The sequence below is a fragment of the Pseudoalteromonas luteoviolacea CPMOR-1 genome (assembly GCF_001625685.1).
Taxonomy (GTDB): domain Bacteria; phylum Pseudomonadota; class Gammaproteobacteria; order Enterobacterales; family Alteromonadaceae; genus Pseudoalteromonas; species Pseudoalteromonas luteoviolacea_K.
Genome location: NZ_AUYC01000095.1, coordinates 74605 through 88704, shown reverse-complemented (window position 1 = coordinate 88704; position 14100 = coordinate 74605). Strand labels below are relative to the sequence as shown.

Below are 14100 nucleotides of genomic sequence, written 5' to 3'. Positions count from 1 at the left end.
ATGAACAACGACGATTTTCTTGATGTGCTTGCAGATGAACTGGACCTTGAATTACTTGGTGAACTGCTAGCTGAGCAACCAGAGGCTGACAACCAGATCCCGAAACTCCCAGACACGTTTGGTAACTTGTCTTTTCAACAGCAAAGGCTCTGGTTACAACAGCAATTAACCCCAGAGTCGATTTCATACAATGTCCCCCGTGCCTTTTACATTGAGACGGCTTTGGACATCGACAAACTACAAGCAGCGCTGAACGCTTTGGTAAATACCCATCAGGCGCTGGCAACGCGCTTTAGCAATGACAATATACCAAAGCAGTACTTGGTTGAAGATGCACAGGTGCCGTTGTCGATTTTGACGTTAGATACGTCATTGCAGGCGTGCGCAGCGGTTGATGTGTTGGGCTCGAATATCGTCACTGATTGGTTTGCTCAGCCGTTTGACTTGCGCTCTGCGCCGTTAATGCGCGCCGCTTGGATAGCGCACGGTAAAGGCGGTATTTTACTGTTAGATAACCACCATATTGCCAGTGATGGGTGGTCTTTAAATTTAATTTTACGAGATTTAGTGCGAGCCTATTTTGGTGAGCCACTCTCACCAACTGGGTTGCGATATTTAGATTATGCCCAGTGGCAGCGCAGCGCCCTTGAGTCTGAAATGGGACAACAAGCGTGTTTGTATTGGCGAGACTATGTGAACTTTGAGCCTCAACATCTTGCACTACCAAAAGCGGATCAAGCGGGCGATGAGCGCTATGCCGTGGTGGCAAAAGCGCCGTTATCTGCCGAGCAAACCCGTGCTCTCAGACAGCTTTCTCAGCAACATAACCTGACGGTTTCGTCGTTAACCATGGCACTGTATCAGATAGTGTTGTCGCGCTTTAGCGACGCACAGCAGTTTTTATTGGGTGTGCCGACGGCTGCCAGAAATCATCCAGATATTAGCGAGATTGTTGGCTTTTTTGTCAATACGCAGCTGTATAAAAATGAGGCATTGCCCGAGCGTACCTTGGTGGAGGTTGCCCGCGCGGTACAACAGCATACCCTGACTGTGATTGAGCATCAGCTTATCCCATATGAATGGCTGGCTAGAGAGCTTGGCTGGCAGCAAATGGGTGAACAAAGCCATTTCCAAGCCATGTACAACTTTTCAGAGTACAAGCCCAGCAGTGATGGACCGATGCCACTGCCACTGACGCCCATTGTGGTCGACAAGTTTGAAGCCAAGTTCCCGCTTTCACTGGAAGTGATTGAGCAAGCTGATACCTTATTGATCCAATTTGAGGGCGATCCAAAATACTATGACATGTCAGTGTTGGAGCGCTTGTTGGCATCTTTTGTGGCATTTGCCTCCAAGCTGACCAGCTTGCCAGATGCGGCGCTTGGAAATGTGGTCGCAGAAGCGATGCCAGTAAAAGCAGAACCCGTTGTGCCAGCTGCGGGTTACTTGTCTGTGTTGACGCAGAATTTTGCCATGCATCAGAACCACATTGCGGCATCTGATTTGCAAGGTACTTCACTGACATATACCCAGCTTGATACACGCAGTGCGCAATTGGCTAATTATCTATTAGCTGAGGGCTTGCAAAGTGAGCAAAAAGTCGCACTGATGTATGAACGTGATGTGGATATGCTGGTGGCCATGTTGGCAGTAATGCGTGCCGGTGGCGTTTATGTCCCTATAGACCCCAAGTTACCGCAATCACGTATTGACTACATTCTCTCGCACAGTGGTACACAGTTGGTGCTGCACAATCTTGCAGCATCAGTGGAAACAGAGGTGGAACAGTGCAATACAGCGACGTTATCTTTGCAAGGTTATGCTGCTACAGCCTCGACTATCACGATCCACCCTGCGCAATTGGCATATGTGATTTATACCTCGGGCTCGACCGGTAAGCCAAAAGGGGTGGCCATTAGCCATCAAAACCTCAGTAACTTTTTAGCGGCCATGCAAGAAAGATTTGCTTTGCAGCGCGAAGATACGGTGTTGGCACTGACGTCCTTGTCGTTTGATATTTCAGGCCTTGAGTTACATTTGCCGCTGTATGTGGGGGCGAAGGTATGCATTGCTCAGCAGCAAAGTCAGCTCAGCACCGCCATCTTGGCGGACGTTTCTGTGATCCAAGCTACGCCAGCGGGATGGCGTGCCTTGCTGGCGCAAAACTTAATTGAAAAACCTGTGTTAGGTCTGTGTGGGGGGGAAGCACTCCCTTCGGAGTTGGCAGCCGAATTACTCGAAAAGCAAGTGACTCTTTGGAACATGTATGGACCGACCGAAACCACCATTTGGTCTTCTTGTCAGCAGGTTGTGATACCCCAAATTCACCTTGGTGAAACCGTGCGCGGGAATCAATTTTATGTTTTGGACGGCGCTTTAAATCCGGTCCCCAATGGCGTTGCCGGTGAGTTATATATTGCGGGCGATGGTCTCGCCCGTGGCTATTTAAATCGTCCGGAACTCAGTGCAGAGCGTTTCATAGCCAACCCATTCTGCCAAGTGGGCAGCCGCTTGTATCGCTCTGGAGACTTGGTGAAATACAACCGTGCAGGCCAGTTAGAATATTTGGGACGTACCGACCATCAGGTGAAAATACGCGGTTTTAGAATTGAGCTAGGTGAAATTGAAGCGCACTTTTATCAACAGCCTGCTGTGACTGAAGCCGTGGTAATCGCAGAAGAGTTACCAACCGGCACGCGATTGGTGGCTTATGTGGCAGGAAATGGACTTGAAAGCAGTACCCTACAAGCACAATTAGCAGCGCAATTGCCACCTTACATGGTGCCAAGTGTGATCATGGTATTGGATAAATTGCCCCTGAATAACTCAGGTAAAATTGACAGACATGCTTTGCCAAAAGCACATGACGGCCAAAGTGAAGACTATGTTGAGCCTGAGAACGAGCAAGAGCAGCAATTGGCCGATATTTGGCAAACCGTCCTTAAGACCTCGCCGATTGGCCGTGAAGATGATTTCTTTACCTTGGGGGGCGACTCCATTAGCGCACTGCAATTGGCAAGTCGTATCAGTGAGACACTCGAGTGCAACTGCACAGTAAAAGATGTGTTTGATGCACCCAATGTAGCCGCACTAGCCACGCTATTAAATAAAGTAGACAAGGATCAGCGACCTCAGCTGGTCAAAGCCTCTACCCAACCAAGTTATGAATTAGCACCAGCGCAGCTGAGCTTGTGGCTATCCGATCAACTGGTAAAAGCGCAAGACAAGCACGCGTTTAATATTTCAGGTGCGGTCACACTGCGTGGCGCGCTGAATGTGGGCCTGCTACAGCAAGCGTTTGACTTAGTGATTGCGCGTCATGCCTCGTTGCGCATGCGCTTTGTTGAGCACTTAGGTGAAGCCAGTATGCAAGTCATTGAGCAGCTAGATTTTAAACTGGCGGTGGAGGTACTGACGGGTTTAAATGAAGGCGAGCGCACAGCGCAAAGCCAGCAATTGCAGCGCGACTTTGAAAACCAGCCATTTGATTTGACAAAAGCACCGCTGCTGCGCGCCATGCTTATTCAGCTTGGAGAAAACGAGTATCAACTGTCGGTCAGCACCCATCATATTATTTCCGATGGCTGGTCGATGAGCGTATTGATTGGCGATTTGGCTACGGCCTATCAGGCACTTGCGAGTCATCAGCCACCAAGCTGGTCGCCATTACAGTTCGATTATGTGGATTATGCCAGCTGGCAGCAAACGCTACTCAGTGGTGAGTCCGGAGACGCGCTGAGAGCTTATTGGCGCGACCATTTAGCCGCGGCACCAGCAAACAGTGCATTGCCAAATCACTATCCACGCCCTGCGCAATTAAGTAATGAAGGGGGATTGGTGGTGGGCGCATTTGATGCAGATCAAACTAAGCGCTTAAAAGCCTTTGCCAGTGAGCAACAAATATCACTCAATGCCTTGCTCTTATCTGGTTATTTCTTGTTCTTACATGCCATCAACGAGAAACCAGATGTGGTGGTTGGCAGTGACTTTGCAGGGCGTGATAATCCAGCACTTGAAGCCCTGATTGGCTTTTTTGTGCGGGTATTACCACAGCGTAGCCAGCTTGATAAAGATGCTTTAATTATTGATTTTATTAAACAAACTCAAGATTTATCACTGCAAGTGATGGCCCATCAAGCGCTGGGCTTGGAGTCATTGACTGAATTAGTGGACGCCCCAAGAGTGAACAATATTCAGCCATTAGTACAGCAGTTATTTGTCATGCAAAACACCCCGCAGCAGCAGTGGATGATGGATGATATTAGCCTTGAACCTGCCGACAGCCTCAGTGCGATTAGCAGTAAATTTGACAGTGCGCTTTTCGTCATTGAGGCGGATGAGTTGCAATGCCAATGGGTGTTTAGAAAACAACTATACAACCCAGAGAGCATGCAGCAATGGTTGGGGCGTTGGCAGCAATGCGTATTGCAACTCATGGAGATGAGCGAACAGCCTGTTCGCAATGTAATTTCGCCAATGATTCAGGAATTTAAAACTATGCAAAAAGCCGCCCGCGGAAATTCATTTTCAGGATTAAAGAAAGGTCTAAAAAAACGCACCAAGGCACCTGCCGCGCCGATAAAAACCTATTTTTTACCAGACACTGAGCAGTTTCCCATTCTCGTAGAGCCGACGTCCCCTGATCTTGACCCAATTAACTGGGCAAGCAATAACCGTGATGTGATTGACGGTTATTTAAAGCAGTACGGGGGGATTATTTTCAGAAACTTTGCGCTGCAATCCCCTCAAGAATTTGAGTCATTTGCTGATGCAATTCAGCCAGGTTTATACGGCCAGTATGGTGACTTACCGAAAAAAGAAGGCGGCAAAAAAACCTATAAATCTACGCCTTACCCTGAGCGTCAGATGATTTTGTATCACAATGAGAGCTCTCACCTAGATAAGTGGCCGCGCAAGCAATGGTTCTTCTGTGAGTTGCCATCTGTGGTTGGTGGTGCGACGCCGATTGTGGATTGTCGCCGTATGCTCAAAGAATTACCGCAAGAGTTGGTAGAAAAAATTAAAGCCAAAGAGCTACTTTATGTGCGTAACTTTATTCCGAATCTTGATGTTGCTTGGCAGGACTTTTACAAAACTGACGATAAAGCAGAGGTTGAAGCACGTTTGACTGCCAGTAATACCGAGTTCCGTTGGCTAGACAATGGCGGCTTGCAAACGCGTACTAAAACCCATGGCGTGATCAAGCACCATCTAACAGGTGAAGCGTCTTTCTTTAATCAGGTACAGCTGCATCACGAGTCTTGTTTAGAAGAGAGCGTGCGAAAAGACTTGATAGAAATGGTTGGCCATGAGTATTTACCACGCAATGTATTTTTTGGTGATGGGACGCCGATCAGCTATGCAGAAATGGCCCTGATCGGTGAAGCGTATGAGCGCTGCGCGGTGCGATTTGCCTGGCAAAAGGGCGACGTGGTAATGCTTGATAACATGTTAGCAGCCCATGCCCGCGATCCTTACGAAGAACCAAGAAAAATCGTTGTTGCGATGGGTGATATGGTATCCCAACAACAATTGGCTGACGCCAATACAGCGCAAGCAGAGCAGGAGTGCCTAGCATGATCACAGAGTATATTGAAGAATATCAACAAGGTGTCGTACTGACAGCAAACCAGCAGCGCTTTGTGACTGAGGGCGAAAACACGTCAGCACTGGTACAGTTATTGGTGCCTTGCTCAACCAATTTGCAAGAGATCCAGCGCTATGCTGATGAGCTAGTGCAATCGCATTTAAGTTTAGCTTCAACTTATCAGCAAGTTGAGGGCTTTAAAGGTCTTCGTGCTGTGCCAAGTCTTGATGCCAAAATAAAAGTGGATAACATTGAGTGGGCAAAGGTTGGTGTGCCAAGTTTGTCACAGCTGGCGGTGATTTCTCCCGTTGAGATCACACCTAATGCGGGCTGCAATCTTCATCTCACTCACATCAATACTCCAGAGCAGAGTTATTTGGCACTGCGCGGTTTTGCTGGTGCATTGGACTTATCATCACTGGAACTCATCGCTGCTATTATAGCTGGTCAACCGGATGATGAAGAAGCGCTGCAGTTTCCTGATTTTGTCGCGTGGCAGCAAGAGATGTTACATGACGAAGATGGCCTAGCAGGCCAAGTGTACTGGCAGAACTATTTAACCGAGGATATCCCGGCACCATTACAACTTCCATACAATATGGGTACAGTCAGTGAAGGTGAGCGCAGCTACACGCAAGTTCAAAATGATATTGATGCTGCGTTGTGGCAAGGTGTTGAACAGTTTGCAGAGACAATGGAAACTTCAGCACAGAATATTGCGCAATATGCATGGTGGTGGTTGATGGCGCGTTTGGCAACGACACCGCGATTTTTGACTGCACTGCATTATGATCCCCGTCTTGAAGATGAAGCATTTGAAGGCGCACTGGGCCGATATGCGAAAAGCTTGCCGCTTATTGTTGAATATCAGCCGGAGCAGAGTTTGCACAGCTGGTTAGGTGCGCTAAACGAGCAGTGTGAAAATCATCGCCAGGTAGCGCAAAGTATTTCATTGGCACAGCTCAATATTGCACTGAATACGACAGATGCCGTATTGCCGCTACACAGCGCGCAGCCTGATTGGCAGGTGAGTCAGCATCATGCACTGAACCTAGCGGTATCTCAGCAAGGCACATTGACATTAAATTACTGCCAAAACAGTTTTTCTGCAGCTGCTGTGAGTAGTTTGCTAGCGCAACTGACTCAGGTATTACGTGTTATTCACTCTGCAGAGGTGCATACCCAATCTTTAGATATCAGCATATTAAGTGATGTACATAAATCACAGCTTTTGGCTATCAATGGTCTCCAATTGGCAATGCCTGCTGAAACAGTGATCGCACGTGTCGCGGGCTTTGCCAGTACAGATTCTGATTCTGAAGCACTTATTGATGCAGACAGCACACTCACTTATGGCCAGTTATGGCAACAAGTTGAGCACATAGCTAAAGGACTAAAGTCCAGACAGTCTGATTCAACGCAGCCAACATTGCTCTTGTTGCCAAGGAGCACAGATTTAATCGTGGCGATGCTTGCCAGTATGCGAGCGGGTTTTGGCTTTGTGCCATTAGACCCAAGCTGGCCGCAGGCACGTATCGACAAGGTTGTCGCTCAGTTTGATAATGCCACCCTGATAGCGGAGTCAGCGCAAACAGGTGTAACATTGGAGGCATTGCAAGCAGACAGTGATGTTGTGTTGCCAACACTTGCGTCACTTGAAAGCAGTTTGGCGTACAGTATTTTTACGTCTGGCTCGACGGGCACGCCAAAGGGCGTGCGTATCGGCCAGCAACAGCTGAGTGCCTATTGCGCGGCATCCTGTGAAGCATTGGGTTTGTCAGAGCAAAATAACTTTGCACTGACAGCGACCGTGGCAGCAGATTTGGGGTATACCTGTTTATTTAATGCGTTATACCTTGGCAAGCGGTTGTGTATTGCCAGTGAAAAGCAAAGTATGGACAGCACAGAGTTTGGGGCGTTTTTATCTGAATATCAGATTGATTGCATTAAAATCGTACCTTCTCACTTACAAGCGCTGTGCGACTTAAAAGCACTGCCTTATTTCCCGCAAAAAATTGTACTTGGCGGTGAGGCGTGTCCAAACACCTTCTTACGTTCACTGCAGCAGTGGGCGCCGCATAGCGAAATTTATAATCACTATGGACCAAGTGAAGCCACCATAGGGGTGATGTGTCATCGCTATGTGGCAGGCGACGGTGGCGTGGCTAAGCTCAGTCGGGTTTTTGCAGGTACAAATACATATGTGCTTAATCAAGCAGGGCAGCTGTGTAGTTATGGTGAAGTGGGCGAACTATTTATCGCTGGTGCGCAATTGAGCGACGGGTATTTGGGTCAGCCAGACCATCCCGCGTTTACCGAGCACAGTGAATTGGCTCAGCGCGTTTATGCCACAGGCGATCTCGCTCGCTACATGCCGGATAACTCAGTGATGATCTTAGGGCGTAAAGACGACCAAGTGAAAGTACGTGGCTTTAGGATTGAGTTAGGTGAAGTGGCTGCCTGTATTGAGCAGCTTGAGGGTATTGAACACGCGCTTGTGGTGGCAGACAAAGTGGATGGACAAGTGCGCCTAAATGCCTATTTGATTGCTAATCAGTATGAAGATGGGGCACTGGACAGCGACGCGACGCAAGCACTTAAAAGTGCCTTGTCACACAGTTTACCTGAGACGATGATCCCTTCTGCCTTTATGGTGGTGGCACAGTGGCCGAGGTTGGGTAATGGAAAAGTCGACCGCAAGGCGCTACCTTCATTTGCGAGTCAGACACTGGCTTATGAAGCGCCGCAAGGGGAGTTAGAAGAAAAACTCGCTGCGGTGTTTGCAGAAGTATTGGAGCTCGATAAAGTCAGCCGTAGCGCATCATTTTTCCAATTAGGTGGGCACTCCATTGCGGCCATCAAGCTGGTTAAGCGTTGGGCTGATAGAGAGGCATCAGATCTACACTTTGATTTAGGCGTGTTATTCCAAGCACCGAGCGTTGCTAAATTGGCCGATGTGCTCAGCACAGAGGCAACTGAGCAGATCACACCATTGAATAGCCATAAAGCAGGTAATCGTGAGGTTATTTGTTTCCACGATGGCTTAGGGTTATCCCTGAGTTATCGAGCATTGGCAGAGCATGTGAATGATCAGGTCAACTTATTTGCCCTTGAACCAAATAGTACCGATCTTGCTGTGGATGATTTTGATGCGTTGGCGCAAAGTTACGCGAACAAACTCATCGCGCAATTTGCTGGGCAGCCTATTGAGTTGTTGGGCTGGTCCATGGGCGGTCTATTGGCAGCAAAAGTGGCAACCTTGTTGGAGGCTGCTGGGCAGCATGTCACACAATTGTACTTGGCAGATTCGTGGATCCCAACCGCACAAGCACGCAATGTTTCTCAGTTAGATGCGGTCAGCGAATTTTTAACCCTGGTGGTGGATAATGGCGGTGAGGCGTGGGCGCAGCGCATAAACGGTTATTTTACGTCTCTGCTTGCTGATAATGAGCTGGACAGCGGTACGTTAAGCGCGCATCTACAGGCATTTTGGCAATCTGCTGTTGACGCGTTGCCGCTGCCTTACAATGCGATCACCGCACAGCAATTGGCGGATACTTTTATCAAGAGTGAGCGCTTGAAAGCACTGCGAGCAGTGAAATGCACCTTGCCAAGCCTGCCTGAAACATTGCCAACACATGTCTTGTGGTCAGCAGAGCGTTTGAGCTGTGACATTGATGTGTACAGTGCGCAATTGACGAGCAATGGCGCGTCAATGGTGGTTGAACAGTTAGATGTTGGGCACCAAGAAGTGGTCCGTCATCCGCAGTTATTGAATGCGGTTGCGACGCAAACTAGCTAACACTAGCCACTGACAAACAGGCTGATTTATAGGGGCGTTTGGGTAACAAACGCCCCTTTTTATGTTTTTTGTCTTATTTTTATAAATTTTTAGCAATGCTTCTCGTCCTGCCAAATGGTGTGGTTTTGGCTGTCAAAAACTGACTTTAAATGGACAGCCTGAAATAAACAGGAGGGAGTTTATGGATAAAAAAACGCTAACCCGGCTAACCAAACAGCATTCCGTTTTAGGGGCAATCAGCGCCTGTATTCTCACTATTGTTTTTGTCTGTGGTAGTTTACTTTTTTTCCGCGGGCAATTGCTAAACTGGCAGTTTGCATGGCATCAAGATCAACACGTTGAGCGTGATATGTCATGGCAAAGCGCAGTCACTGACATGATGGCACAAATCCCTCATTTTGCGCAGCAGCGCATTACTTTAACAACCGACCCCGAGCACCACCACTTATTTCAAATTTACGTCGGTCATGACGACCGCTTGCTTTATAACAATCAAACGCAACAGCTTTTTGGTCAAGACAGCACACAACAGCAAGCTGCGGCAGACTTTTTGTATTTTTGGCATATCAATTTTATGACGCATATCGGCACAGACATCATAGCGTTAGCCTGTATTTTCTTGATTATGGTCACCATCAGTGGCATTTGGATCCGCTGGCGTGATTTAGTGAAAAAATTCCATCAATATCGCGCGAAAGGTAAATCGCGTGATGTGTTTAAAGACAGTCATGTGTTGTTGGGCTTGGGTGTGCTGTTGTTTATGTTGATGTATGGTTGGAGCAGTGCATATTTTAATGTTGGCTATGAGATAAATGCGCCGATATATCATAAATATGCCGAGAAAAGTGGCGAAAGTTACTGGGATGAATTGGGCTTTCCTCGTAAGCCGGACAACTATGATATGGACGCTAAGCTTAGCACAGAACGCCTTAATCAAGTGATCACTGATTATCAACAGGCATATCCTGATATGCGGATTGCGCGTTTTGATATCTATCCTGGACCTTGGATACGTTTGCGCGTGAGTGGTGAGTCTGATCGCAGTTTTGAGTTTGTCACCGCTTTTTATGATGTCCACGGTAACTTGTTATATGAGCCGCAGCGAACGCCTGTGAATGATGTTTATAACATCATGATCCAGCTGCACGAAGGTCACTTACTCGGTAAGTCTTCCCATCTACTGTACTTTATTTTAGCTCTGATGGCGATTGCAGCCATGTTAATTGGTAATTTGTATTGGTTAGCGATTAGAGAACCTAAACGTGCTGGGCAAGTCTTATTTCGCTTGCAGCGCGCATGCTTAGAAGCGGGCACCTGCGGCGCATTATTTGCAATTGCATTGCTGTTGGTTTGCACTCGACTATTTAGTCAGGGAGAGCCATTAACTGTGCTGACAAATCAGCTAATTGTGATTGTCAGCTTATTCGGGTGCGGTTTATTGACGTGCTATTTTAAGCAGGTAAAAGAGTCTGCCCATATGGTACTGCAGATAGCGGGTGTGTTGTTTTTAATTCTACCTTGTATCGATGTGATACGCCTGCTGTTAGGGCATGAGATTTATAGTTTTGTGGGCAAAGATCTACTTACCGCGAATATCGCTTTTATTGCTTTGTCTGGTTTGAGCTTTGGCTTAGCAACGATTGTAGTACGCGTCACAGACAAAGTGAAAAAACGCACAATTGACTTGGAGCCTGCTAATGATCGCCTTGCTTAGTTTTGTATTAATTGGGTTTGTGCTATTTGCCAGTTCTAAGTATTGGCCTTATCGCGAACTTGCCGGCGTAGCAAAGGTCTCTGAGTTTATGACGCCATCGCGTATGTTGGCGCTGAGCGTGTTGGTACTGAGTGTTTTTTATTACTTTCAACTCGGTTTTATTGCCGCATTATTTTTAGTGTTTTTTGCGCTGAGTATCGGTCTGCCTTTGGTGGTGATGATGGGCCACCACCGCGGTACAGCGCCGATATTGATGTTGCTCTTATTAGCTGCACTTGGCGGGGTATTGTAATGCGCGTATTAAATGTTGGGGTCATACTCGGGCTGTTTGTCGGCTGGGTGTTGGTACGTGGTGGAATATGGCTGAGCTTAGATTTATTTGGTTTAGACTTTCATACCGTGATCACAGTCACAGAGCTGATGAGTATTATCGTGATAGCCGGAGTGGCTTTTCACTTTTCAATGCAGGTCAATTATCGTGCGCATTGTATCCTTGCTGCCAAGTATTTAATGCCGATGGTGGGGCTGTTTATTTTGTTATTTGGCATAAATGTATTGCGATAAATTCTTAGATATATCAACTATATGAATATAATCATAAATATTTTTCGCGCATAAATAATTGATATTTATGCACTTATTGAATGAGAGCCATTTTTATCACTCTAAATGACGTAAAGTCGCTAAATTTTTAATGTATTGCTTCGTCTGCCCTTGAGTAAATCAGCATTTTTTATCTCGACTAGGATAAGGGAGTCAAACGGCGTATGAAGCAATATTCTATGATTGCAAAAGCGGTGTGTATTGGACTACTAGCAAGTAGTTCTTCAGTAGTATTAGCAGACGATGCTAAATTAGATATGGAACGAATTGAGGTGGTTGGCAAACACCACCGCGATGTAGGGGCAACGGGACTGCCACTTGCAATCGGCGATACGCCGCAATCAATCTCTGTGATTGACCGTGAGTTCATGGATTTTCATGATATTAACTCTATTGGTGACGCTCTTACGCACAGTGCCGGTGTATACTCAGAAACATCATTAGATAGTCGCGAGCGCTTTGTTTTCGCTCGTGGTTTCGAGATGAACCGTTTCTTGATTGATGGTATGGGCACAGCAGCTCGTCCACTGCAAGCCACTCTTTTAGATACAAGCATTTTTGAATCGGTAGAAGTGATCCGTGGCTCTACGGGTATGCTTCAAGAAGTTGGCCAGCCTTCTGGTACGGTTAACCTAGTTCAAAAGCGTGCATACAATGGGACGGGTGGTTATGTCACAGCAGAGTATGGCTCGTGGAACAAGATGCGCGGTGAAGCAGATTTCAATACGACTTTGACCGACAGCGGTTCAGTTCGTGCCCGTGCGGTTGTTGCTATAGAAGATACGGACTCATTTGTTGATCGCTACAATGCCGATCGTAAGACATTTTATACAACATTAAGTGCAGACATCACTGATGCACTGCAAGTGTCTGTTTTTGCAAGTTACCAAGACGATGGCCAAAGTGCAAAATCAGATGGCCTACCATTGCAATTTGCTAATGGCGACCCTATTCAAATCGGTATCGAAGCCAATATCTATCCTGATTGGGGCACACAAGACTCAACGCAAGAGAACCTAACTGGTGAGCTGCGTTATGAAATCAATGACGATTGGTCTGTAGTGGCAAAACTTCACCATTCAACGCTTGATGAAGAGAAAGTGTTTGCCGGCCTTGATTGGCACCCAGCGCCGACGGGTGATTACGCACTATTTACGTACGAAACAGATTCTGATTTTGAAACAGATCGTGCTGAAATTGGTGTAAATGGTCAGTTTGATTTGTTTGGTCAAACGCATACTGTGAACTTCACTTTAGCGGATACTAATTTTGAAGAATTGGGTTATACGTTTAGACCGCTTTCAAGGGTGACGGGTAATTTAGGTGCTGAGCACCGAAATGAGTCGCCAGAGCCAAAACCGGCAAAGCCTGAGTATAATTATGCACAACCGCAAGTACGCAGCGCTGAAATTGGCTCTCAAAGTGCACGCGTTGCGCTTAACCTTCAGTTATTGGATAACTTTAACGTGCTATTGGGTGCAAATCGTAAAGATATTGATTCATATAGCTCTAACAACGGGACAGTTACCGATGAAACGTTCTCTGATACAAGCCTATACTATGGCGGTGTATACAAGATAAACGAGCAGACGGTGGTGTATGCAAGCTATACCGATATTTTTGATCAACCTCAACAGTATAATAAGGCTGGTGCCTTATTAGATCCGCTCAGAGGTGAAAACCAAGAGATTGGCTTTAGATATTCGAATACAGACAATACACTGAGCTTAGATGTAGCTTACTTCAATATCACTCAAGAAAATTACGGTGTTGTCGCAGGCAAACATTCTGATGGCAATGTGTATTACATTGGTCAAAGTGGCATTGAATCTGAAGGCTATGAAGTCGAAGTATCGGGTTACTTCACTGAGCAGTGGTTCGCATCATTATCATTCTCTGACACGGATGTAACGAATCCAAATGAATTGGCGGGTCGTGTATCTCGAGTTGTGCCTGATAGAATTGCAAGTTTTAGTACCTTCTATGAGTTTGATAAACTGAGAGTCGGTGGCTACATCAATTATGCTGGTGAGCGTGAGGGCTTTATTGGTTTAGGTCCATATGAGTATGTACCAGTCGATTCGCATGTTCTGGCTGGTTTCTCTGCTTATTATGAGTTCAATGAATCATTGAGTGCAAAATTCAATATTCACAACCTGTTTGATAAAGAGTACGATGCGAAAATTGCCTTTATTTCAGTTCGACCTGGCGACCCTCGCAACTTCTCTGCGCAAGTGACTTATACGTTCTAATACGCGATATGAAGTGTCTTCGGGCACTTCGATGTGTATATTCGCAGCACCAAGCCTCACTGATTGATGTGGGGCTTTTTTGTGGGGAAATAAGACTTGTTCAACAGTGTGTGGGTCGCACGAATGAGTCACGATAAATTGA

At 46.7% G+C, this 14100-nt stretch carries 6 protein-coding genes; all 6 read left to right on the top strand.

What is annotated here, in order from left to right:
• The 6 genes from N473_RS25175 (at window position 1) to N473_RS25150 (ending at window position 13958) form a co-directional block, all read left to right on the top strand.
• Window positions 1-5580 (top strand): non-ribosomal peptide synthetase, encoded by a 5580-nt coding sequence (locus N473_RS25175; protein ID WP_063370338.1) that lies wholly within the window; start codon window positions 1-3, stop codon window positions 5578-5580.
• Window positions 5577-9389, top strand: a complete 3813-nt coding sequence (locus N473_RS25170) for a non-ribosomal peptide synthetase (protein WP_063370337.1) — start codon at window positions 5577-5579, stop codon at window positions 9387-9389. The genes N473_RS25175 and N473_RS25170 overlap by 4 nt, the downstream gene beginning before the upstream one ends.
• Window positions 9390-9570: 181 nt before the next feature.
• Complete coding sequence (locus N473_RS25165) at window positions 9571-11103, top strand: PepSY-associated TM helix domain-containing protein (RefSeq protein ID WP_063370336.1); 1533 nt, start codon at window positions 9571-9573, stop codon at window positions 11101-11103.
• Window positions 11087-11395: a hypothetical protein gene (locus N473_RS25160; protein WP_063370335.1), complete on the top strand. Its 309-nt coding sequence runs from the start codon at window positions 11087-11089 to the stop codon at window positions 11393-11395. The genes N473_RS25165 and N473_RS25160 overlap by 17 nt, the downstream gene beginning before the upstream one ends.
• Window positions 11395-11667, top strand: a complete 273-nt coding sequence (locus N473_RS25155) for a hypothetical protein (protein WP_063370334.1) — start codon at window positions 11395-11397, stop codon at window positions 11665-11667. The genes N473_RS25160 and N473_RS25155 overlap by 1 nt, the downstream gene beginning before the upstream one ends.
• A 203-nt stretch (window positions 11668-11870) precedes the next feature.
• The gene (locus N473_RS25150) at window positions 11871-13958 is read left to right on the top strand and encodes a TonB-dependent siderophore receptor (RefSeq protein ID WP_063370333.1); all 2088 of its coding nucleotides are present in this window, start codon (window positions 11871-11873) and stop codon (window positions 13956-13958) included.
• Window positions 13959-14100: the final 142 nt, after the last annotated feature.